The organism is Geodermatophilus sp. SYSU D01105, assembly GCF_054050095.1.
Genome location: NZ_JBJGYR010000006.1, coordinates 180,382 through 202,197 on the forward strand (window position 1 = coordinate 180,382; position 21,816 = coordinate 202,197).

A 21,816-nucleotide genomic window follows, 5' to 3' on the forward strand; every position below is an offset into this window, starting at 1 on the left:
GCTCACGCTACGACGCGCTGCTGCGCGTCGGCCACCGGCGGAGCAGGTCCACCGTCCCTGCGCGACACCTCCCGGACCACCCCTCACGGCTGGCCCCCGGACACGTCAGCCCGCTCGCCGGCGGAGCCGGGACCGCCGCGCGTCCAGCGGCTGCCGCACACCGGTGACCGCCGCGGCGAGGGCACGCAGCTCTCCCCGCAGGGGCGACCCGGGAGCGACCTCGGCCAGCGTCCGACCGGTTGCCAGCGCCGCGTCGGTGGCCTTCCGGTCGGCCGGCAGGAAGTACGCCACCTCGTGCCCGGCGAAGCGCTCGAGGGAGTCCGCGATCTCCCGGCGCGGGTCCCCCGGCACCGGTCCCCGCCGGACCTGGTTGACCACGACCACGGGGGCGACGTCGGGCAGGACGTCGCGCAGCTCGCTGAGCGCCCGGATGCTGCGCTGCAGGGCGACGGGGTCGGCCCCGCTGACGCACAGGACGGTGTCCGCTGCCTCGAGCACGGTCAGTGTCACGCCGTTGCGGCGGGGCGCCGCGGTGTCGAAGGAGAGCTCCTCGTCCTCCTCCAGGCTGAACGCGCAGTCCACGACGGTGAGGTCGGCCGTCCGGCGGGCCTCCTCGAGCACCATCGCGACGCCGTGGGGGCGTAGTTCCGGCCAGCGGTCGGCGCGGGCCAGACCCGTGAGGACGCTGAGCCGCGGGCGCACCGCCCAGGCCAGGCGTGCGAGAGCGGCCTCGTCGAGGGTGCCCGCGACCGCGTGGCGCGCCGCGCCGGCGAGGCCGGGTGACTCGTCGAGCAGTCCCAGCACCTGGGCCACCACGCCGCCGTACACGTCGGCGTCGACCAGCAGCGTCTGCACGTCCAGCCGCGACGCCTCGTCGGCGAGGCCCACGGCGACGGTGGTCCGGCCCGGCGCGCCGGTGGGACCCCACACGGCGACCACGCGCCCTCGGCCCCCGGTCCGGCCTGCAGGTGCGTCGGGTGCAACCGTCGCGGGCAGTGCGGCACGGGGGTCGGCGATGTCCCGGCCGGCCGGGAGGCCTCCCGCCACCGCCTCGCGGAGGGCCCGGGCGATGCCGTCCGGCTCGGTGTCGGCAGGGAGCACGTGGGCGACGCCGAGCGCCCGCAGCCGGTCGACCGCCCGGTCGTCGCCGGGCTCGACCAGTCCCACCACGGCGACACCGGCCGCGGCCAGCCGGGCCACCGTGTCGGCGTCCAGTCGCCGCAGGTCCGCCGAGAGCAGGGCGGCCTGGCCCGTGCCGGTGGCCGCTGCGGCCAGCAACTCGGAGACGTCGACGCAGCGACGGACGACGGTGACGCCGTGGTCGGTGCGGTCCAGGGCGCCGACCAGCGACGACTCCCAGCCGGCACCGGTGACGGCGGTGAAGACCTGCAGGGCCATCAGCGCGTCGGCTTCGAGGCGCTGCCGGAACGGGACGCGGGCGCGGCCTCGCTGCGCTGCGGGGTGCTGCTGGTCGCCGCACCGCTCCGCGACGGCGAGGCCGACGACGACCGCGACGGCGAGGCCGAGGACGCCCGGGACCCCGGGGCCGGGGTGGGGGCGGCCGCGTCCCGGGCGCCGGTCGGCGCGGACCCCTGGCCGGTCGACGCCGCGCCCGGCTGGTCCGCCGCTGCGGCCGCCGCGCCCCCGGCCTCCGGCGACTCGTGGACGACGACCACCAGCGGGCGCCCACCGATCACCTCGAGCACCTCCGGCGCCTCCTTCGGGGGGACCGACACCACGACCTGCACCGTGGTGGTCGCCGTCGACAGCACGCCCTCGCTGCGGCCGGACACCGCCTGCACCGGAGCCGCTGCGACGACCTGGGACACACCGGCGCCGTCGCCCCGTGCCCCGGCGACCGGGTCGCTCACCGCGTAGACGTCGACCACCTGACCGCGCACCAGGCCCGGCGGCACGTAGCCCGCCTGCACGGGCAGCGCGAGCTGCACCAACTCGGCCGGCTCCTCCAGCGCCGAGCGCGGCAGCAGCTCGCCGCTGCGGACGGCTCGGGCGAGGGTCCGCCCCTCCGGGCGGGTGGTCGTGGCCAGGTAGGCGCCGGCCGCCTCGTCGAGCCGGACGTCGACCGGGACGAGGTCGGCCTCGGCGAGCACCGTGCCCGCCGCGAGGTCACCCGCGGCCGACCAGACCGGCACCGTGGCGTCCGCGGCGGACACGACGCGGGCGCCCAGCAGGACCGACCCGAGCACGAGCAGCACGCCCAGCACCAACCGCAGGTCCAGCCACCGCGGGGGGCGGACCCGTCGCGGCACCGGCCCCGGGACGGGATCGACTGCCGACGGCGCGGGAGGGGTGGTGCGCGCAGCGGTCACGGCCAGCAGTTCCTCCGATCTGCGACGACCCGTGGACGAGCCCGGTGGACCACGGTCGGACGCAGATGATGCGATATGGACGCTGATCCGTGCAGTCGCCGTCCACACGTTCGGGTGTGGACGGCGCGCATGCCACCCGGACGGGGCTGCCAGACTGTGCGCGACCGGACGGAGACCTCGATGCCCACACCGCGCTTCCTGACCCTCGACGACGTCGCCGAGATCCTCAACGTCTCGTGGTCGCAGGCCTATGCGCTGGTCCGGCGCAAGGAGCTCATCGCCATCCAGATCGGCGGTCGCGGTCAGTGGCGGGTCGAGGTCGACGAGCTCGAGCGCTTCATCCAGCAGAAGTACGCCGAGGCCCGGGCGGGCACCGTCCCGGCAGCACCCGCGCCCGAGGAGGACGCCGACGTGCCCCAGGACGCCGAGGGCAGCGCACCGACCACCGGAGGTCGCCGCCGGCGCTGAGCCGGCTCAGTCCAGACCCGGGGAGAGGGTCCGCACCACCGCGACCGCCGGCAGCGCGACGGCCCGCACCCCGCGCACCGCCGCGGCACGGCGTGGCTCGTCGGCTGCGTGCTCGGCCAGCTCCACGAAGTCGGCACCCACGGCGTCCACCGTCCCGACGTGGGTGGACCCGTCGTCGAGGACCACCTGGACGACGCTGCGGTCGCGAGCCAGTCCGCGCAGCGCCCGGCGCAGGTCGAACCGCGCGCGCACCGCTCCCCCGGGGGCCACCGGCGCTGTCGCCCGCACCAGACCGGTCACCGTACGCACCACCGAGAGCGCGACGAGGACGTCACGACGCCGGTCGTCCACCAGCAGCAGCCAGTCGCTGCCGACGTCGGCGAGCGCGCCGCTCACGTCTCCTGCGCCCCGGCACCGGAGGACCACCTGCAGCCCGCGTGCACCGGCGAGCCGGTCGGCCAGCCGGATCGCCCCCGTCTCCGCGCGCCGGCGCGAGCCGTCCTCGGCGCGTTCGGCGGCCGCCTCGGCCTCGTCGAACTCCGCCTGCAGATCGGCGAACAGCTGCTGCCAGCGCATCCGGCACCTCCTCCAGACAGCCTAGTCCGGCGCAAGAGCTTGCGTTTGGATGCATTTGCATGATTTCGTCAGGCCTCGCCGAGCGAGTCGAGGAGGAGACATGTCGATCCGGCGCCTGATGGGGACGGCCGCGGTGATGGCGGCGGCAGCCGCGGTCCTGCGCGCGCTGACCCCCGACCTCTCCTCGCTGATCGGGACCGACCTGGACGTGCAGCAGGTCGTGGACGCGCGTGGCCCGGAGTCCCTGCTGCTGTGCGGGGTCGCGGCGCTGGCGTGGGTCATCTGGGCGTGGGGCGTGCTGGGCCTGCTGCTGACGGCGCTCTCCGCCCTGCCCGGGATGGCCGGCGCGGCGGCCCGGGTCCTGGCGCGGGGACTGCTGCCGGCCGGCGCGCGCCGGGCCGCCGCCCTCGCACTGGGCGTGGGGTTGGTGACCGGTGGTCCGCTGCTCGCCGGCTGCACCGCCGGACCGGCCCAGCCGGGTGCCACGGTGGTCACCCTGGCCGCTGCCACGGAGGACGCGGTGCCGGAGCGCCCGGCCGACGACCGAGCACGGGTGACGACGTCCGCGGGACCGGTGGCCGACTGGCCGGACGCCGCCCCCACGCCGGCTCCGTCCACGCCGGCCCCGTCCACGCCGGCCCCGTCCGCGCCGGCCCCGTCCGCGTCACCCTCCTCCGCGCCGGACCCCTCCGTACCCAGCCCGTCGGCACCGGCCGCACCCGACCCTGCCCCCGACTGGCCCCTGCCGGCGCCGGGTGACCACGTCGTCCTCCGCGGCGAGTGCCTGTGGGACATCGCCGCAGGCCGCCTGCGGAGCGACTCCGGGCGGGAGCCGACCGCCGCCGAGGTCGTCCCCGCGGTGCACGCCTGGTGGCAGGCCAACGCCGCCGTGATCGGCCCCGACCCCGACCTGCTGCTGCCCGGCCAGGTCCTGCACCCACCCGCGCGATGACCGACCCGACCCACGTCCCACCCGCGAACCCCGGAGCACCGTGATGACCGCCCCCTCCCCCGCCGACGCCCAGCGGCAGACCCTCAGCGCCGCGACCCTGCGACTGGTCGTCGTGCCGACGCCGCAGCCGCCGCTGGAGGAGGGGCCGGCGGCCCGGCTGGTCCTCCCCGGCGTGCCCGTGCCTCGCCCGGCGCACCGGCCCGGTCCCCGACCGCGCCCCGAGGCCACGCCCGACGGCTACCCGGCGGGGTTCGGGCCGACCTGGTCCGGGCGCGCCGACCTCCCCGACCCACGCCTCGCCGGGCGACGACTGCTCACCCTGACCCTGGAGGCGCTGGCCGGACGGCGACCGCTCACCCAGGTGCAGCCGCTGACCTCGGTCGGTGTCTTCGCCGCGCTGAGCAGCGGCCGCCGTCCCCGCTGGTGCTCCGGCGGCACCGCGCCCCTGCTGCTCGGGCAGGTGCACGTCTGCGAGCCGGTGGACGGGGTCGCGGAGATCAGCGCCGTGGCGCGCCGCTCCGGCCGGGCGCACGCGGTCGCCGCCCGGCTGGAGGGCATCGACGGGCGCTGGCGGTGCACCGCCCTGCAGATCGGCTGAGACGGGACCCGCCTTCCCCACGGCTCGCGTGTCCGCGGTGAGGAGGGCGGGTCCGCCCGGACGACGAGGCCCCCGCCGGCGAACCGGCGGGGGCCTCGTGGGTCCTCGGTCAGGAGCGGGACGGCGCTCCGTGGCAGACCTTGTACTTCTTGCCCGAACCGCACGGGCAGGGCGCGTTGCGCGCCGGCTCCTTGGTGCCGGTCACCGTGGCCGACTTCGCGGCCTTGGCCCGGCCGGCGTCCTTGGCCGACGCGTCCAGGCTCGGCGCGGAGTACGTGAGGTTCTCGGCGCTCCGCCTCGGCTCGTCGAGCCCCTTGACCGCCAGCTCGGGACCCGTCCCCGCGGGCTCGGCCTCCGCGACCTCCGGGGCCGCCGCCGCGGCCGACCGGGCCTTCTGCGCCGCCGCGGACCGGCGGGCGGCAGGAGCCGCAGCGGGAGCCGCAGCAGGAGGCGGGGCCGCGGCAGGTCCCGGAGCCGGCGCCGCGGTGGAGGGCGCGGCCGGGGCGGGGGCGGCCGCAGCCGCCGGGGCCGCAGGCCCGGTCCCGTCGCCGTCCGCGACGACCGGAGCGGACGCCGGGGCCGCCGGGGTGGCGGGAGCCGGTGCCGGGGTGGCGGGAGCCGGTGCCGGGGTGGCGGGAGCCGGTGCCGGGGTGGCGGGAGCCGGTGCCGGGGCCGCCGCGGCCGCCGCCCGGCGGGCCAGCACCTTCGCCGTCCCCGCCTGGGCGGCCGCCAGCGCCCGCGCCTCGGCCTCGGCCTGCTTGGCCGCCGCCTCGGCCGCCTGCTGCTCCTTGGTCTTGACCTCCAGGTTGAACAGGAAGCCGACCGACTCCTCCTTGATGCCGTCGAGCATCACGGTGAACATGTCGTAGCCCTCGCGCTGGTACTCCACGACCGGGTCGCGGTTGGCCATCGCGCGCAGGTGGATGCCGGCCCGCAGGTAGTCCATCTCGTAGAGGTGCTCACGCCACTTGCGGTCGAGCACGCTGAGCAGCACCCGCCGCTCCAGCTCGCGCATGACCTCCGCGCCGAGGGCGGCCTCCCGCTCCTCGTAGGCGCGGTGGACGTCGTCGGTCAGCCGCTCCTTGAGGACGTCGGCGGACAGCGCCGCCTGCTCCCCGTCGGCGACCTCGTCGAGCAGCTCCTGCACCGAGAAGCCCACCGGGTAGAGCGCCTTGAGGCCGCTCCACAGCTGGTCGAGGTCCCAGTCCTCGGCGTAGCCGGTCTCGGTCGCGCCGTCGACGTAGGCGCCGATGACGTCGTCGACCATGGCCCGGACCTGCTCGTGCAGGTCCTCGCCGTGCAGGATCTTGCGCCGCTCGTCGTAGATGACGGTGCGCTGCCGGTTCAGGACCTCGTCGTACTTGAGGACGTCCTTGCGGACCTCGAAGTTCTGCTGCTCGACCTGGGTCTGCGCCGAGCGGATGGCCCGGGTGACCATCTTCGACTCGATCGGCTGGTCGTCGGGGACGCGCAGCGTGGTCATCATCGACTCGAGCATCGGGCCGTTGAACCGGCGCATCAGGTCGTCGCCGAGGGACAGGTAGAACCGCGACTCGCCGGGGTCGCCCTGCCGGCCCGACCGGCCGCGCAGCTGGTTGTCGATCCGGCGGCTCTCGTGCCGCTCCGTGCCCAGCACGTACAGCCCGCCGGCGGCGGTCACCTGCTCGTGCTCGGCCTTGACCTGCTCCTTGGCCTTCTCCAGCGCGCCGTCCCAGGCCGCCTCGTACTCCTCCGGCGTCTCCGACGGCGACAGGCCGCGGGCGCGGAGGTCCTCGTCGGCGATGAACTCGGGGTTGCCGCCCAGCTGGATGTCGGTGCCGCGGCCGGCCATGTTGGTGGCCACGGTGACCGCGCCCAGCCGCCCGGCCTGGGCGACGATGTGCGCCTCCCGGGCGTGGTTCTTCGCGTTGAGGACCTCGTGCGGGATGCCGCGGCGCAGCAGCAGCTTGGAGAGGACCTCGGACTTCTCCACGCTGGCCGTGCCGACCAGGATCGGCTGGCCGGCCTCGTTGCGCTCGGCGATGTCGTCGATGACGGCGTCGAACTTGGCCTTCTCCGTCTTGTAGATGACGTCGGAGCGGTCCTCGCGGACCATCGGCCGGTTCGTCGGGATCGGGACGACGCCCAGCTTGTAGGTCTGGGAGAGCTCGGCCGCCTCGGTCTGGGCGGTGCCGGTCATCCCCGAGAGCTTCTCGTAGAGCCGGAAGTAGTTCTGCAGCGTGATCGTGGCGAGGGTCTGGTTCTCGTCCTTGATCTGCACCTTCTCCTTGGCCTCGATGGCCTGGTGCATGCCCTCGTTGTAGCGCCGCCCGGCCAGCACGCGGCCGGTGAACTCGTCGACGATGAGCACCTCGCCGTTGCTGACGATGTACTGCTGGTCGCGGTGGTAGAGCTCCTTGGCCTTGAGCGCGTTGTTCAGGTAGCTGATCAGCGGCGAGTTGACCGCCTCGTAGAGGTTCTCGATGCCGAGCTGGTCCTCGACGAACTCCACACCCTCCTCGGTGACGGCGACCGTGCGCTTGGCCTCCTCCACCTCGTAGTGGACGTCGCGCTTCATCAGCGGCACGATCCGCGCGAACTCGACGTACCACTTGCCGGCCGACTCGGCCGGACCGCTGATGATCAGCGGGGTGCGGGCCTCGTCGATGAGGATGGAGTCGACCTCGTCGACGATCGCGTAGTGGTGCCCGCGCTGCACCAGGTCGGCCTTGTTCCAGGCCATGTTGTCGCGCAGGTAGTCGAAGCCGAACTCGTTGTTCGTGCCGTAGGTGATGTCGCAGGCGTACTGCTCGCGGCGGTGCGCCGGCCGCTCGCCGGAGAGGATCGTGCCCACGGAGAGGCCGAGGAAGCGGTGCACCCGGCCCATCCACTCGGCGTCGCGCTTGGCCAGGTAGTCGTTGACCGTGACGACGTGCACGCCCTGGCCGGTCAGCGCGTTGAGGTAGGCCGGGAGGACGCCGGTCAGCGTCTTGCCCTCACCGGTCTTCATCTCGGCGATGTTGCCCAGGTGCAGCGCGGCACCGCCCATGATCTGGACGCGGAAGTGCCGCTGGCCGAGGGTGCGGGTGGCGGCCTCCCGGACGACGGCGAAGGCCTCGGGCAGGAGCTCGTCGAGGGTCTGCCCCTCCTCCAGGCGCTCCTTGAACTCGTCGGTCTTGGCCCGCAGCTCTGCGTCGGTGAGGTCGGCCACGTCGTCCGCCAGCGACTCGACCGCATCGGCGATCTTGTTCAGTCGCCGGAGGATCTTGCCCTCACCGGCACGGAGGATCTTCGAGAACACCACGGACACCAGCGTAGGCGGCCCGCGCGCCAGACCCCGGCCAATGCCCCACAATCCCCCGGTGGCGCACGACCTGGACGACCTGGGCCCCGGCCTCCTCACCTTCCTCACCGAGCGGCACCTCGCCACGCTGGCCACCCTGCGCCCGGACGGCACCCCGCACGTCGTCCCGGTCGGGGTGACCTACGACCCGGCCAGCCGCACCGCCCGGGTCATCACCTCCGGCACCTCGGCCAAGGCCCGGCACGTGCGTGCCGGCCGGTCGCGGGTGGCGGTCTGCCAGGTCGACGGCCGGCGGTGGGTGACCCTCGAGGGGACGGCGGTGGTGCGCGACGACCCCGCCTCGGTGTCCGACGCCGAGGAGCGCTACGCCCGCCGCTACCGCCAGCCCCGGGAGAACCCGGCGCGGGTGGTGCTCGAGATCTCGGTCGACCGCGTGCTCGGCAACGCGTGATCATCGCTGCATGCCTTCGACTCCACGGCCTCGGCCAGAGGCTCGCCGCGAGCGTGCGAGCGGTGAGGACGCCGGGGTCCTCTCGCTCTTCGGCATCGACCTGACCACGGAGGTGGTGCGCACCGGGCGTCTGGTGCTGCGCCCGCACCGCGCCGAGGACGAGGACGCCGTCCTGACCGCCTGCCAGGACCCCGGCATCCAGCGCTGGATCACCGCGATCCCCGTCCCCTACACGCGGGCTGACGCCCGCGGCTGGGTGAGCGAGGTCGCGCCACGGGAGCGGGCGGAGCGCCGGGGCCTGCCGGTGGCGGTCGAGGCCGACGGCGAGTTCGTGGGCTCGGCCGGGCTGCACCTGCGCGACGGCCGGTTCGGCCCCGAGGTGGGCTACTGGATCGCGCCGTGGGCCCGCGGGCGGGGATACGCCGCCGAGACCGCGCACGCCCTCGCCGAGTGGGCGCTGGGGCTCGGGGCGCCGCGGGTGCACCTGGTCGCCGACGTGGACAACACCGCCTCGCAGTCGGTGGCGGTGCGGGCCGGCTTCCAGCGGGAGGGCGTGGTGCGCTCGTGCCTCGACCGCCGCGACGGCACCCGCGGGGACGCGGTCCTCTTCGGCCGGGTGGCCGGCGACTGAGCGAAGGCGGGGCGCTGCGCGCCCCGCCTCCGCGAGGGGCTACAGAGGGGCCGCCGCTGGCTCGGCGGGTTGCTGGACGGCCTTGCCGTCCAGGGGGGCGTCGACGAGCCGGATGAGGCCGTAGTCGTAGGCGTGCCGGCGGTAGACGACCGTCGGCTGGCCGGTGTCGGCGCACATGAACAGGTAGAAGTCGTGGCCGACGAGCTCCATCTCGTGCAGCGCCTGGTCGACGGTCATGGGTGTGGCGGGGTGGTGCTTCTCGCGGACGATCTGCCCGGGCAGGTGCTCGTCGAGGTCGGTGACGTGCGGCCCCTCGGCGAGCTGACGGTCGCGGTCCAGGGACTCCAGGACGCCGGCGTCGGGGTCGGTGCCCCCGCCGACCCGGACGGAGGCCGGGGTGCGCCGGCCGTGGTGCACGCGGCGACGGTCGGCCGCCTTGCGCAGCCGGTGGTCGAGCTTGCCGCAGGCGATGTCCAGCGCGGCGTAGAAGTCGGGGGCGCTGGCCTCGGCCCGGATGACGGGGCCCTTGCCCCGCAGGGTGATCTCCACACGCTGGCACTGTGCGGACTGGCGAGGGTTCTTCTCGTGGAAGAGCTCCACGTCGAGGCGGAGGATCTTGAGCTTGCCGTCGAATCGTTCGAGCTGGCCGACCTTGTCCTCCACGTGTGTTCGGTAGTGCTCGGGGACTTCGACGTTCCGGCCACGGACCACGATCTCCATGAGACCTCCCGGTAGTTCGGGCTGTGATCGGTTCCACGCTAGTCGCCGTTCCGAGGTCCCGACAGTCGACCTCCGGCCCCTCCGGCGCGCCGCTCCCCAGCAGTCGGGAGCGCGCGCCGGGGCGTCGCCGCCACCACCGCGGCGAGCACCGGCGGGCCGTCGGGAGCGGCTGTGGGCGCCAGCACGGCGGCCGCCTCGGTGAGCGTCGCGCCGCTCGTCACGACGTCGTCGACCACGACCAGGGCCGTGCCCGCGGGGAGCGGGGGGACGTCGTCGCGCAGGGCGAAGGTCCCGGCGAGGTTGGCCCGGCGCTGCGCCGCCGACAGCCCCGCGGAGTCCCGGGCCCGGCCGGTGCGGCGCAGCAGCCGCGCCTCGGCGGCGGGCAGGCCGGCCCCGCGCAGCTCGACGACGGCGCGCCGGGTCAGCTCGCGCACGTGGTCGCGCCCGCGCGTCCGCAGCGCCGCCCGCGAGCTGGGCACCGGGACCAGCCGGGCGGCCGCGGGGACGACCGGCAGGCCGGCCAGCACGCCGGCGACGGCCAGCGCCAGGGCGGCGCCCAGCGGGGCGGCCAGCTCGGCCCGGCCGCGCTCCTTGAAGGCGTTGACCGCCGGGCGCACCGGACCGGTGTAGGCCCCGGCGGCCACCGTGGGCGGGAACCCGGCCGGGAAGCGGCGCGGCTGGGCCAGGTGCGGCACCGCGAGCAGCGCGGCGCAGCGGCCGCACAGCTCCGCCCCGGGCAGCTCGCAGCCCGCGCAGGTGCGCGGCAGGAGCAGGTCGGCCAGCGCCGCGAGCACCCCGCCGTCCACTCCCCCAGCGTCGCCCCCGGTCCGCCGGCAGCCCAGGGGGGCGGGCGATCTGTGGACGGCCTCCCTACAGCGGGTAGAACGGCTCGTCACCGGGCAGGGGCTGGGCGCCGCGGACGAGGGTCACCCAGGTCCCGCCGGCCACCTGCCACTGCCAGATGGTGCCGCCGGCACTCACCAGCGGAGCCCGGCCCGGCGCGGCGGCCACGCGGGTCGGCTGGCTGGGCAGGCCCGCGGTCGGCACCTCGCTCAGGCCCCAGCCGTCCACGCCGACCACGTAGGGGTCGATGCGGTCCTCGCCGGCGTCCCCGGCGAGGACGAGCAGGCTGCCCGCCGTCCGCCAGGCCACGTCCACCACGGAGGACAGCGTCGGGGCCACCTCACGCAGGTCCCGCAGCGCCACCGGGCCCTCGTCGGAGCGCACCACCGTCCCGACGTAGAGGCTCTCCCGCTGCCCGTTCTCCACGACCACGGCCGCCCGCACCCCGTCCGGGGACAGCTGCAGCACCGTGGCCCGCCCCAGGCCCGGCAGCGTGGGGGCGTTGACCGGCTGCGCCGTGCCGCCCGCCGGCACGCGCACCACCGCACCGCCGTCCCGGACGACCCAGAACTCCGCCCGGGTGGCGGCCACCGTCGGCACGCTGAGGGTGCCGCCGGAGAGGACCGGGGTCAGGTCGCCGCCGTAGGGCCCGGCGAGCAGGGTGGCCTGACCCTCGGCGTCGGTGACGCCGACCATCTCCCCGAGCTCGCCGGTGCGCGCGCTGGACACCGCCGCGCTGGTGAGCCGGTAGGCGCCGGTCCCGGCCGGGCCGGGCACCGGTGCGGCGTCCACGGTCCGCAGGGCGCCGCCGTCGATGTAGTGGCCGACGGCGTCCACCGGCACCGCGTCCGGGTCGAACGCCGCCCAGGTGTCCACCGTCTGCTCGACCGGGACGCCGTCCAGGCCCAGCGGCTCGCCGTCGACGAGGATCTCCACCGACCGGACGGTGAGCGGCTCCAGGGACCAGACCAGCTGCGCCGACAGCTGCGACAGCTGCGCCTCGGAGGCGTCGGTCAGCCCGGTCAGGTCGACGGTGAGCGTCTGGGCCGACGCGGTGACCGTGCTGCGGAGCGAGGCGCCGGCCAGCTGGTTGCCCACCCCGGCCGAGAGCATCGACGACGGCCCGTCGAGCAGCCGCTCGACCAGCACCGTCGGCTGCGCCTCGCCGCTGATCAGGTACCGGGGGTCGGGCACCACGCGCTGCCCGGTGGGGTCGACGAAGTAGAGGTCCCGCCGCTCGTACAGGCGCTCGAAGTCCGGTTCGAGGATGAGCAGGCCGTCCGGCGGGTTGGTGATCCGCCACTCGCCGTCCACCTGCGAGAGCGTGAACTCGCGGGTGTAGACCTCCTGCGGTGCCACGGTGAACACGCCGCGCTGGTCGATCGTGCCGAGCTGGTTGGCGGTGACCACGACCGTGCCGGCGTCGGTGGTCACCGTCGCGTAGTCCGGGCCGAGGACGGTGATGCCCGCCTCGTCCGACCACGACCCCGCCGCGTCCGGGGCGAGGTGCTCGCGGGCGACCGGGTGGCCGCGGACGGCGCTGGCCGCGGCCTCGACGAAGCCCCGGACGATCTCCTCCGGGGTCGCCCCCGGCTCCGGCGACAGCGGTTCGATGCCGACGTCCCCGTCGGGGCGGGTCGGCGCCTGGGTGATCTGCACCGTCGGCGAGCTCGTCGGCACCGTCGAGCACCCGGTCAGGGCGAGGACGACGGCGACCAGAGCACCTCCGCGGACCGCCGCGCGCCGCGTCACCCCGGACCCCGGGCGACCGCCGGCCGGAGCGGCAGCGGCGAGCTGGTGAGGTCCGCGCCCGCGGTCAGCGGCAGGGTCAGCCGGAACTGCGCGCCGGCACCGGGCTGGCCCCACACCTGCAGCCAGCCGCCGTGCAGCCGGGCGTCCTCGAGGCTGATCGACAGGCCCAGGCCGCTGCCGCCCACGGTGCGCACCCGCGAGGGGTCGGCCCGCCAGAACCGGTCGAACACGTGCTGGGCCTCCGCCGAGGAGAGCCCCACCCCGTGGTCCCGGACGGTGACCGCGGCCGCCGTCCGGTTGGCCGCCCAGGTGATCTCCACCGGCTTGCCGGCGCCGTGCTCGATCGCGTTGCCGACCAGGTTGCGCAGGATCCGCTCCACCCGCCGGGCGTCGACCTCGGCGATGACCTCCTGGTCGGGGCCGGTGACCGACAGCGCGCAGGCGTGCCGCTCGGCGAGCGCCGACATCCCGGCCGCCACGCGGCGCACCAGGGCACCGAGGTCGGTGGGCGCCGCGTCGAGGACGGCGGCTCCGGCGTCGTAGCGGCTGATCTCCAGCAGGTCGGTCAGGAGGGCCTCGAACCGGTCCAGCTCGGTGTGCAGCAGCTCCGCCGACCGGGCCACCGACGCCGAGAAGTCCCCCCGCGACTCGTAGAGGATCTCGGCGGCCATCTGCACCGTGGTCAGCGGCGTCCGCAGCTCGTGGGACACGTCGGAGGTGAACCGCTGCTGCAGCTGGGAGAGGCCCTCCAGCTGGGTGATCTGCCGCTGCAGGCTGTCGGCCATCGCGTTGAAGCTGGTGGCCAGCCGGGCGAGGTCGTCCTCGCCGCGCACCGCCATCCGTTCCTCCAGCTGCCCCTCGGCCAGCCGCTGCGCGGTGCCGGCCGCCTGGCGCACCGGGTCGACGACCAGCCGGGTCACCAGCAGGGCGATGCCGACGACGAACAGGGTGAGGGCGATGCCGCTGATCGCCACGGTGCTGCGGAACAGCGACAGGCTCTCCTCCTCCTGGTCGAGGGGGAAGGCGTAGTAGAGCTCGATGCGCTCGACCGACGAGGCGTCCGTGGGCACGGGGGCGCCGATCAGGAGCGTCGGCCGCGGCTCCCCCGTGGCGTCGGGGACCATGGCGTACTGGGAGAACTGGCCGCCGGAGGCGACGTCGGAGCGCAGGTCGGCCGGGATCGCCGGGTAGACGTAGCGGCGGCTGGTCGCCGTGCGCTCGGTGTCCCCGCTGCGGTGCACCATGACGACGTCGAAGTCACCGGCCGGCCCCCCGCGTTCCAGGAGGCTCTTGACGGTCCGGTCGAGCGTGGAGCGCACGCTCGCGGCGTCCCCGGTGGCGATGCCGGCGACCTCGGTCTGCGCGTACAACACCCCGGCCTGCGCCTGGTCGATGGCCGCCTGCCGCTTCACCGACAGCAGCTGGTCGCGGATCTGGCTGAACAGCACCATGCTGACGATCACCACGACCGTGCCGGCGACGACCATCGTGATCGCGCCGATGCGCACGTGCAGCGACGAGCGCCAGGCGTGCAGCGCCCGGGCCCCCAGCCGCCGGGTGACCCGCTGGGCGCGGCCCGCCCGGCCGCGCAGCTGTCGCCGGAACGACTCCAGGTCGCCCGACAACCGCCGGCGTGGCTCGGTCGCCGGCGCCACCACCCCGGCCGAGGACGACGACACCGCGGCCCGCTCGGCCGGTGGCGCGTCGGCGTCGGTCCCCGCGGGGACCGACGGGGACTCCGACCGGGTCGTGCTCACGGTCGGACCGGGCGGCCCACCACCGGGCCGGTCCCGGCGCCCTCCGGTCCACGACCGCCCGGCAGGACGGCAGAGCCGGTCACGGGGGCCCGGCCTTGTAGCCCACACCGCGCACGGTGAGCACGATCTCCGGCTTCTCCGGGTCGCGCTCGATCTTGGCACGCAGCCGCTGGACGTGGACGTTGACCAGCCGGGTGTCGGCCGCGTGCCGGTAGCCCCACACCTGCTCGAGCAGCAGCTCGCGGGTGAACACCTGCCGCGGCTTGCGGGCCAGTGCGACCAGCAGGTCGAACTCCAGCGGGGTGAGCGCGATCGGGACGCCGTCCCGGGTGACCTGGTGGGCCGGGACGTCGATCTGCACGTCGCCGATGGAGAGGTTCTCGGCCTGCCCGGTCTCGCCGCGGCGCAGCTGCGCACGCACCCGCGCGACCAGTTCGACGGGCTTGAACGGCTTGGTGACGTAGTCGTCCGCGCCGGCCTCGAGGCCCTGGACGACGTCGATCGTGTCGCCCTTCGCGGTGAGCATGACGATCGGGACCGTCGACTGGGTGCGGATGTCCTGGCAGATCTGCAGGCCGTTGCGGCCGGGCAGCATCAGGTCGAGCAGCACGATGTCGGGGCGGGTCTGCTGGAACACGCCCACCGCCCGGTTCCCGTCGGAGACGAACGCCGGTTCGTACCCCTCGCGCCGGAGCACGATGCCGAGCATCTCGGCGAGGGCGGCGTCGTCGTCGACGACCAGGACTCGGCCGCGGCTGGACCCGTTCTGGGGAGCGGTGGGTGGCACGGCGACCATTCTGCGCTGACCGCACGCAAAAGCGGGGACACCCGCCCGGAGGTGCTCCGGACGGGTGTCCCACGGGTGTCCCCCGTCGCAGTGGTCCTGCCCAGGCGACGTACTGGAACGGCTCCCTGCAGGGCCCCGCCGCGAGCGTGCGAGCGGTGGGGGGCAGGGGCGGCCTCCCTGCAGGGCCCCGCCGCGAGCGTGCGAGCGGTGGGGGGCAGGGGCGGCCTCCCTGCAGGGCCCCGCCGCGAGCGTGCGAGCGGTGGGGGGCAGGGAGGTCCTTCTAGTACCTGTAGTGGTCGCTCTTGAACGGGCCCTCGACCGGCACGCCGATGTAGTCGGCCTGCACCTTGGTCAGCTCGGTCAGCTTCACGCCGAGCGCGTCCAGGTGCAGCCGGGCCACGTGCTCGTCGAGCTTCTTCGGCAGCACGGTGACCGTGGGGGCCTGGCCCTCGTAGGCGGCGCGGTTGGTCCACAGCTCGATCTGCGCGAGCACCTGGTTGGAGAAGGACGCGCTCATCACGAAGCTGGGGTGGCCGGTGGCGTTGCCCAGGTTCAGCAGCCGGCCCTCGGAGAGCACGATGATCGTGTGGCCGTCGGCGAACCGCCACTCATCGACCTGCGGCTTGATCGTCGTCCGCTCGATGCCCGGCGTCCGGGCCAGCCCGGCGATGTCGATCTCGTTGTCGAAGTGGCCGATGTTGCCCACGATCGCCTGGTGCTTGGTCCGGCCGAGCTGCTCGGCGGTGATGATGTCCTTGTTGCCCGTGGCCGTGATGATGATGTCGGCCTTGCCGATCACCTCGTCGAGCGTGGTCACCTCGTAGCCGTGCATCGCCGCCTGCAGCGCGCAGATCGGGTCGATCTCGGTGACGATCACCCGGGCGCCCTGGCCGCGCAGCGACTCCGCGCAGCCCTTGCCGACGTCGCCGTAGCCGCAGACCACGGCCACCTTGCCGCCGATCATGACGTCGGTGGCGCGGTTGATGCCGTCGATGAGCGAGTGCCGGCAGCCGTAGAGGTTGTCGAACTTGCTCTTGGTGACCGAGTCGTTGACGTTGATCGCGGGGAACAGCAGCCGGCCCTCGCGGGCGAGCTCGTACAGGCGCATGACGCCGGTGGTGGTCTCCTCGGTGACGCCCTTGATCCCCTGGCCGATCCGGGTCCAGTAGCCGCCGTCCTGCGCGAGGGTGCCGCGCAGCGCCTCGAGGATGACGCCGTACTCCTCGGAGTCGGCCTCGGTGGTGTCGGGGACGGCGCCGTCGGCCTCGAAGCGGGTGCCCAGGTGCACCAACAGGGTGGCGTCGCCGCCGTCGTCGAGGAGCATGTTGGGCCCGACGACGTCGCCGCTCTCGTCGCGGAACTCGAACAGCCGCTGGGTGCACCACCAGTACTCCTCCAGCGTCTCGCCCTTCCAGGCGAACACCGGGACGCCGGTGGGCTCCTCCGGGGTGCCGTCGCCGACGACGATCGCCGCGGCGGCGTGGTCCTGGGTGGAGAAGATGTTGCAGCTCACCCAGCGGACGTCGGCGCCCAGGGCCCGCAGCGTCTCGATGAGGACGGCGGTCTGCACGGTCATGTGCAGGGAGCCGGCGATGCGCGCACCGGCCAGGGGCTGCTGGTCGCCGTACTCGGCGCGCAGCGCCATGAGGCCGGGCATCTCGTGCTCGGCGAGGGTGATCTCCTTGCGGCCGAAGCCGGCGAGGGAGAGGTCGGCGACCTTGAAGTCGCCGTCGGTCAGTACACGGGTGCCAGTGCTGGCGGTCATGTCGCTCCTGCATCCGCGGCCGCCGCGACGGGCCGCGGACGGATCTCGGGGTCGGGGTTCGAAGCGAGCATGCCGAGGCCTCGGCGGGGCTCGTACCGCTGGCCAGTCTACGGCAGGCCCGCCGCGGCCTCCCGGACCACGGCGGCTCCCCCGCCGGGGACGGGACGGGACCGGCTCAGGTCGCGGTCGAGACGAGCGTGACGCCGGCGACGATCAGGACCAGCCCGAGCAGCAGGCGGGGGGTCATCGGCTCGTGCAGCACCAGCCACGCCAGCAGGGTGCTGAAGGCGATCGTCACCCCGACCGCGATCGGATAGGCGACCGAGAGCGGCACCCGGGCGAGCACGACCAGCCAGAGCAGGAAGCTGGCGGCGTAGCTGACCGCGCCGAGCCCGGCCAGCAGCACCGGGCCGCGGGCGATCTCGCCGGCGCGCACGAGCGCCCCTGCGCTGGCGAGGTTGGCGCGCAGCAGCACCAGTCCCACGACACCGAGCACGACGTACCCGGCGAAGGCGCCCAGGACCCCGGCCGACAGCCGCTGGACCAGCACCCTCAGGCCCCCGACGGGACGGCGACGGCGAACAGGCTGACGCCCCGCCGGCGGCCGACCGGCAGCAGCCGCTCCAGGGCGACGACGGCACGCAGGCCGGCGTTGACCACGGCGGGCACCTCCTCGAGGTCGCTGCCCGAACTCCTGCTGCGCCGCAGGACGGCCACGGGCCGCAGCAGGACGTTCCACGACCACAGGCGCTGCACCTCGAACCCGGCGCCGGCGAGGAGGTCGCGCAGGCTCTCGGCGGTGTACCGGCGCAGGTGCCCGACGGCGTCGTCGTGGGCCGACCACAGTGCGGGATCGGCGGGCACGGCGACGACGAGGACGCCGTCCGGGCGCAGCACACGGCGCAGCTCGCGGGCGGCCCGGTCGTCGTCCTCGAGGTGCTCGAGGACGTCGAGGGCGGTGACGACACTCATCGACCCGTCCCGCAGCGGCAGGCCGTGGGCGTCGGCCCGGCTGACCTGCAGGCCGCGGGAGCGGGCCAGCTCGGCCCCGGTCTGGGAGTACTCGAAGGCCAGCGTGCGCCAGCCGAGCGACTCGAGCACCCGGGTGTTGCCGCCCGCGGCCGCGCCGATGTCGGCGGCCCAGCCGCCGGTGCGCCGGTCCTGCAGGATCCTGCGCAGGACGGTCCGCCGCTCCGCGTACCACCAGTGGCGGTCCTCGAGCCGGGCGAGCTTGTCGATCTCAGCGGCGTCCACGGAACTCCTCGTCGTCGTCGAGGACGTCGGCACGCGCCTCCTGGTGCACCCGGTACAACGGCCGACGCTGCACCTCCTCGTAGATCCGGCCCACATAGGCGCCCAGCACACCCAGGCACAGCAGCTGCACGGCCGCCAGGAACAGCACCGCCACCGACACCGAGGCCCAGCCGGGCACCGTCCGCCCGAGGACGAACGAGACGATGACGGCGACCGCGCCGAGCAGCGCGAGCACGGCGGCCGAGGCGCCCACGGTGGTGGCCAGCTGCAGCGGCGAGGTCGTGAACGACGACAGGCCGCTCCAGGCGAGGCTCACCATCTTGCGCAGCGAGTACTTGGTCCGGCCGGCGGCGCGGGCCTCGCGCGGGTGCTCGACCACGGCGCTGGAGAAGCCGAGCCACGGGATGAGCAGCCGGTAGACCCGGTGGCGCTCCGGCAGCATGCGCAGCGCCAGCACCACCCGCCGGGACAGCAGCCGGAAGTCGCCGACGTTGTCGGGGAGGCTGACGCCCGCGCTGCGGCGCATGAGGTCGTAGTACGCCGCCGCCGTCCAGCGCTTGAAGCGGGAGTCGCTGCTGCGGTCCGACCGCCGCGCGTAGACGACGTCGACGCCCTCGGTGACGGCCCGGTCGAGCATCACCGGGATGAGCTCGGGCGGGTCCTGCAGGTCGGCGTCCATCGTGACGACGTAGTTGCCGCAGGCGTGGTCCAGCCCGGCGGTGAGCGCCATCTGGTGCCCGACGTTGCGCGCGAGCAGCAGCGGGCGCAGCTGCGGCCACGTCCGGGCGATCGTGCGCAGGACCTCCGCGGTGCCGTCCCGCGAGCCGTCGTCGACCATGACGACCTCGTAGGTCTCGCCCAGCCCGTCGAGCACCGGGCGGAGACGGCCCACGAGCAGTGGCAGGACCTCGGACTCGTCGTAGCAGGGGACGACCACGGTCAGGCACGGCCTCGACGCCGGCGGTTCGGTCATGCTGCGCCCGGGCCGACGACGGTGCCGGGGCCGGCCCACTCACCGGTGCCGAGCACGCGGTGGTGCGACTCCATGATCGGACTATAACGGCGGGCACCGGATCCCTCCGTCACCCGAGCGGTGGGCTCGTCGCCCGCCACGGGGGTCACCGCGCGGTAACTTGCCGTGGGGTCGGCGCTCCGGGCGTCCAGCAGCGGACAGCGGTCCCGCCGGCCGGCCGACGGCCCACCGGCGCCACCCACCACCGACTGCAGAGGACGCATGCGCACTCCCCCACCGCCCCTGCGGGACACCGAGCCGGCTCCCCGCGGCGTGGTGGAGCGGCCGCGCCCGCCGGCCCGGCCGAGGACCTGGCCGGCGGTCGTGCTGTCGTCGGTGGTGGTGGCGGGGCTGTTCACGGTGCTGTTCCTGCGCAACCACCGGTTCGCCTTCATCGACGACCGGCAGGCCGACGGCGTCGCCAAGCTCGTCGACATGGGCCGGATCCTGCAGTCCGGCGAGTGGCCGTGGCTGAGCACGGACGTCGTCAACAGCGGCGGCTACGCGGTCGAGTACCAGAACGGCGTCTTCAACCCGGTCAACATCGCCTTCGGGGTGCTCATGGGGCACCTCGACGACGCTGCCCTCGGCTCCTTCCTGCAGCTCCTGGCCCACCTCGTGCTGCTCGCCGCCGCGGCCGCGTGGCTGGGGCGACTGGTCGGCCTGTCCACGCCCTGGGCGGTGGCCTTCGCCGTCTCGGTCGGCTTCGGTCCGTACACCGTGTTCTGGGGGGCGAACTGGTACCAGGCGATCATCTCGTTCTCGTGGTTCGTGCCGGCCGTCGCCGCGGCCGTGGCGCTGCACCTGAGGGGCCGGCAGCGTCACGGGTGGGTGCTCCTGGTGGCGACGTACATGTGCCACCAGAGCGGCTGGCCCCTGGCCATCCCGGTCCTGGGGGCGTTCGTCGCCGTCCTGGTCGGGGCCCGCCTGCTCACCGGTCACCCCCGCGGGCGGACGGCGTGGATCGCCGCCTGGTACGGGGGCGGCGCGCTCACGTCGCTCATCGGGCTGTACCCCCTGGTCACCTCCTTCGAGTTCGCCTCCCGCAGCTCCTCGATCAGCAACGAGCGGAACTTCAACGTCGCGCCGCTCGAGGGCCTGCTGCACGCCGGTGACCCGTCCTACTGGGGCTGGTTCGTGAACTTCGACGGCTACCGGCTGCAGGACCTCCCGCACTTCTACGTGGCCTGGTTCGTCGTGCCGGTCCTCCTCTTCTGGCGGCCGGGCCCGGCGATGCGGCTGCCGAGGGTCCGCGCCCTCCTGATCGCGACCGGCGTCCTGCTGCTGCTGACGGTGCTCGGCACGCTGGGGCCCGAGCGGCTCTCGGTCTTCCGCTTCCCGACCCGCTTCCTGCAGTACGAGGGGTTCTTCCTGCTGCTCCTGGTCGCGCTGCTGGTGGCCCACGGCAGCTTCGCCCTCACGCGGCGGAGGCTCGCGGCGCTGGGCGGCGTCCTCGCCCTGGTCACGGTCAACGCGCTGCAGGCCGACCCGGACGGCGTCGGCCGCGTCCTCGGGATGAACGCCCTGGTCGCGGCGCTCTGCCTCGCCCTGGTCGGCGTCCGCGTCGCCCGCTCGGCAGGTGGCCGACCGCGGCTGCTCGGGCGGGCCGTGCCGGGCCGCTCCGCGGGTGTCACCGCGGCCGCGGGCACGGTCGTGGTCATGGTGGTCGTGGCCCTCGCCAACCCGATGGCACGGGGCGCCGACTGGGGTTTCCCGCACGACCTGTCGTCGCTCGACTCCCTGAGCCAGCGCGACTACACGCTCTGGTACGGCTCCTACCCGCTGCTCGAGGAGGACCCCACCGAGCTGCCCTCGCCCGTCGACGAGGTGGCCGACTTCTACGCCGAGTACCGCCCCTCCTCCACGGGCCTGCTCACCGGCGACCGGCAGGTGAACGGGTACAGCCCGCTGGCCCACCGCTACCTGCGCGAGCACGTGCCGCTGGACGACCAGGGCAACTTCGACGACGAGGAGGACGCCGAGGCGTTCACGGCCGTGGACCCGGAGACCGGTCTGACCTGGCTCGAGCTGCTGCGCGTCGACCAGGTCATCGCCGTGTTCGGGCCGGCCGACGTGCTGCTCGCGGGCGAGCTGGACGACTCCTGGCGGCGCGTCGGCGAGGGGGAGCACACCTCGATCTACCGCCGGGCTCCCTACGACCTGCCGGGGCTGGTGTCCTACGCCGCGCCCGGGGTGGACGTGGCAGCCGGGGAGTCCTGCCGGCTCCAGCACTCCCGGGAGTGCGTGGGCGTCACCGTCGCCGGTGACGACCCGGGTCGGGTCGTGTTCGCCAGGCTGTGGTTCCCCGGCTACTCCGCCACGCTCGACGGGGAGCCGGTCGACGTCGTCCGGCACGACGGCACGCTGGTCGCTGTCGACCTGCCCCCTGGCACCGACGGGGAGCTCGTCCTCTCCTACCGCTCGCCCGGGTTCGTCCCGCTCGCGGGCCTGGCGGTGGCCGTGGTCGTCGGTCTGGCCGTCGCCCAGGTGGTCGCCTCCCGCCGGCGGCGGTTCCCCACCGCAGGGGCCGCGACCCGGGCCGCCGCCGGGACCGCTCCGCGGTCGGAGGACGGCTCCGAGAGCGCCCGGCCGGCCGCGGCGGAGCCACCGGCGGCGAGCTAGGAGGACTCCCGGGTG

General features: G+C 74.8%; 20 protein-coding genes. 6 read left to right on the forward strand and 14 right to left on the reverse strand.

Features of this window, described 5'->3' with window-relative positions; genetic code table 11:
* Positions 1–105: 105 nt before the first annotated feature.
* Positions 106–1,398 carry an AAA family ATPase gene (locus ACI79I_RS07740; protein ID WP_456991727.1) on the reverse strand — a complete coding sequence of 431 codons (1,293 nt, stop codon included), beginning with the start codon at positions 1,396–1,398 and terminating at the stop codon, positions 106–108.
* Positions 1,398–2,270, reverse strand: a complete 873-nt coding sequence (locus ACI79I_RS07745; protein WP_456991729.1) for an SAF domain-containing protein — start codon at positions 2,268–2,270, stop codon at positions 1,398–1,400. Before ACI79I_RS07745 ends, ACI79I_RS07740 begins: the two co-directional genes overlap by 1 nt.
* 240 nt (positions 2,271–2,510) lie before the next feature.
* Here ACI79I_RS07745 and ACI79I_RS07750 point away from each other — a divergent pair, with 240 nt between their 5' ends.
* A complete protein-coding gene (locus ACI79I_RS07750) occupies positions 2,511–2,798 on the forward strand; it encodes a helix-turn-helix domain-containing protein (protein ID WP_456991730.1) in 288 nt (95 codons plus the stop codon).
* Between the two features lie 6 nt (positions 2,799–2,804).
* Here ACI79I_RS07750 and ACI79I_RS07755 read toward each other — a convergent pair whose 3' ends face one another.
* Complete coding sequence (locus ACI79I_RS07755) at positions 2,805–3,374, reverse strand: hypothetical protein (RefSeq protein ID WP_456991731.1); 570 nt, start codon at positions 3,372–3,374, stop codon at positions 2,805–2,807.
* A 100-nt stretch (positions 3,375–3,474) separates the two neighbouring features.
* Between ACI79I_RS07755 and ACI79I_RS07760 the strand changes: the two genes are divergently transcribed.
* Together ACI79I_RS07760 and ACI79I_RS07765 are read left to right on the forward strand one after the other, a co-directional pair.
* Complete coding sequence (locus tag ACI79I_RS07760; RefSeq protein WP_456991733.1) at positions 3,475–4,326, forward strand: hypothetical protein; 852 nt, start codon at positions 3,475–3,477, stop codon at positions 4,324–4,326.
* Between the two features lie 43 nt (positions 4,327–4,369).
* Positions 4,370–4,924: an Rv3235 family protein gene (locus ACI79I_RS07765; protein WP_456991734.1), complete on the forward strand. Its 555-nt coding sequence runs from the start codon at positions 4,370–4,372 to the stop codon at positions 4,922–4,924.
* A 109-nt stretch (positions 4,925–5,033) separates the two neighbouring features.
* Here the strand turns inward: ACI79I_RS07765 and secA are convergent, their stop codons facing one another.
* Positions 5,034–8,207 carry a preprotein translocase subunit SecA gene (gene secA, locus ACI79I_RS07770; RefSeq protein WP_456991735.1) on the reverse strand — a complete coding sequence of 1,058 codons (3,174 nt, stop codon included), beginning with the start codon at positions 8,205–8,207 and terminating at the stop codon, positions 5,034–5,036.
* 58 nt (positions 8,208–8,265) lie between these two features.
* Here secA and ACI79I_RS07775 point away from each other — a divergent pair, with 58 nt between their 5' ends.
* On the forward strand, positions 8,266–8,658 hold the full coding sequence (locus ACI79I_RS07775; RefSeq protein WP_456991736.1) for a pyridoxamine 5'-phosphate oxidase family protein: 393 nt from the start codon (positions 8,266–8,268) through the stop codon (positions 8,656–8,658).
* Positions 8,659–8,668: 10 nt separating this feature from the next.
* A complete protein-coding gene (locus tag ACI79I_RS07780; RefSeq protein WP_456991737.1) occupies positions 8,669–9,289 on the forward strand; it encodes a GNAT family N-acetyltransferase in 621 nt (206 codons plus the stop codon).
* 39 nt (positions 9,290–9,328) lie between these two features.
* Here the strand turns inward: ACI79I_RS07780 and hpf are convergent, their stop codons facing one another.
* The 10 genes from hpf to ACI79I_RS07830 all read right to left on the reverse strand — a co-directional run bounded on the left by hpf (position 9,329) and on the right by ACI79I_RS07830 (position 19,403).
* Complete coding sequence (gene hpf, locus ACI79I_RS07785) at positions 9,329–10,009, reverse strand: ribosome hibernation-promoting factor, HPF/YfiA family (protein ID WP_456991738.1); 681 nt, start codon at positions 10,007–10,009, stop codon at positions 9,329–9,331.
* Between the two features lie 38 nt (positions 10,010–10,047).
* Positions 10,048–10,815, reverse strand: coding sequence for a ComF family protein (locus tag ACI79I_RS07790; RefSeq protein WP_456991739.1), 768 nt, complete (start codon positions 10,813–10,815; stop codon positions 10,048–10,050).
* Between the two features lie 64 nt (positions 10,816–10,879).
* Entirely contained in the window at positions 10,880–12,604 is a 1,725-nt protein-coding gene (locus ACI79I_RS07795; RefSeq protein ID WP_456991740.1) for an LpqB family beta-propeller domain-containing protein, read from the reverse strand.
* Entirely contained in the window at positions 12,601–14,361 is a 1,761-nt protein-coding gene (gene mtrB, locus ACI79I_RS07800; protein WP_456991741.1) for an MtrAB system histidine kinase MtrB, read from the reverse strand. Before mtrB ends, ACI79I_RS07795 begins: the two co-directional genes overlap by 4 nt.
* Positions 14,362–14,440: 79 nt before the next feature.
* Entirely contained in the window at positions 14,441–15,157 is a 717-nt protein-coding gene (gene mtrA / locus ACI79I_RS07805) for an MtrAB system response regulator MtrA (protein ID WP_456946913.1), read from the reverse strand.
* A 271-nt stretch (positions 15,158–15,428) separates the two neighbouring features.
* Positions 15,429–16,913, reverse strand: coding sequence for an adenosylhomocysteinase (gene ahcY, locus ACI79I_RS07810; RefSeq protein ID WP_456991742.1), 1,485 nt, complete (start codon positions 16,911–16,913; stop codon positions 15,429–15,431).
* 175 nt (positions 16,914–17,088) lie between these two features.
* Complete coding sequence (locus tag ACI79I_RS07815; protein ID WP_456991743.1) at positions 17,089–17,463, reverse strand: DMT family transporter; 375 nt, start codon at positions 17,461–17,463, stop codon at positions 17,089–17,091.
* A 2-nt stretch (positions 17,464–17,465) separates the two neighbouring features.
* Positions 17,466–18,167 carry a class I SAM-dependent methyltransferase gene (locus ACI79I_RS07820; protein WP_456991744.1) on the reverse strand — a complete coding sequence of 234 codons (702 nt, stop codon included), beginning with the start codon at positions 18,165–18,167 and terminating at the stop codon, positions 17,466–17,468.
* The gene (locus ACI79I_RS07825) at positions 18,154–19,140 is read right to left on the reverse strand and encodes a glycosyltransferase (RefSeq protein ID WP_456991745.1); all 987 of its coding nucleotides are present in this window, start codon (positions 19,138–19,140) and stop codon (positions 18,154–18,156) included. Before ACI79I_RS07825 ends, ACI79I_RS07820 begins: the two co-directional genes overlap by 14 nt.
* Positions 19,137–19,403, reverse strand: a complete 267-nt coding sequence (locus ACI79I_RS07830) for a hypothetical protein (protein WP_456991746.1) — start codon at positions 19,401–19,403, stop codon at positions 19,137–19,139. Before ACI79I_RS07830 ends, ACI79I_RS07825 begins: the two co-directional genes overlap by 4 nt.
* Between ACI79I_RS07830 and ACI79I_RS07835 the strand changes: the two genes are divergently transcribed.
* Positions 19,402–21,801, forward strand: coding sequence for a hypothetical protein (locus ACI79I_RS07835; protein ID WP_456991747.1), 2,400 nt, complete (start codon positions 19,402–19,404; stop codon positions 21,799–21,801). The genes ACI79I_RS07830 and ACI79I_RS07835 overlap by 2 nt on opposite strands.
* Positions 21,802–21,816: the final 15 nt, after the last annotated feature.

Excerpts from the sequence above, each read along its gene's own strand:
- ACI79I_RS07740 (WP_456991727.1), bottom strand. The coding sequence starts at position 1,398 with ATGGCCCTGCAGGTCTTCACCGCCGTCACCGGTGCCGGCTGGGAGTCG.
- ACI79I_RS07750 (WP_456991730.1), top strand. The coding sequence starts at position 2,511 with ATGCCCACACCGCGCTTCCTGACCCTCGACGACGTCGCCGAGATCCTC.
- ACI79I_RS07755 (WP_456991731.1), bottom strand. The coding sequence starts at position 3,374 with ATGCGCTGGCAGCAGCTGTTCGCCGATCTGCAGGCGGAGTTCGACGAG.
- ACI79I_RS07760 (WP_456991733.1), top strand. The coding sequence starts at position 3,475 with ATGTCGATCCGGCGCCTGATGGGGACGGCCGCGGTGATGGCGGCGGCA.
- ACI79I_RS07765 (WP_456991734.1), top strand. The coding sequence starts at position 4,370 with ATGACCGCCCCCTCCCCCGCCGACGCCCAGCGGCAGACCCTCAGCGCC.
- ACI79I_RS07780 (WP_456991737.1), top strand. The coding sequence starts at position 8,669 with ATGCCTTCGACTCCACGGCCTCGGCCAGAGGCTCGCCGCGAGCGTGCG.
- hpf (WP_456991738.1), bottom strand. The coding sequence starts at position 10,009 with ATGGAGATCGTGGTCCGTGGCCGGAACGTCGAAGTCCCCGAGCACTAC.
- mtrA (WP_456946913.1), bottom strand. The coding sequence starts at position 15,157 with ATGGTCGCCGTGCCACCCACCGCTCCCCAGAACGGGTCCAGCCGCGGC.
- ahcY (WP_456991742.1), bottom strand. The coding sequence starts at position 16,913 with ATGACCGCCAGCACTGGCACCCGTGTACTGACCGACGGCGACTTCAAG.
- ACI79I_RS07825 (WP_456991745.1), bottom strand. The coding sequence starts at position 19,140 with ATGACCGAACCGCCGGCGTCGAGGCCGTGCCTGACCGTGGTCGTCCCC.
- ACI79I_RS07835 (WP_456991747.1), top strand. The coding sequence starts at position 19,402 with ATGCGCACTCCCCCACCGCCCCTGCGGGACACCGAGCCGGCTCCCCGC.
- ACI79I_RS07830 (WP_456991746.1), bottom strand. The coding sequence starts at position 19,403 with ATGCGTCCTCTGCAGTCGGTGGTGGGTGGCGCCGGTGGGCCGTCGGCC.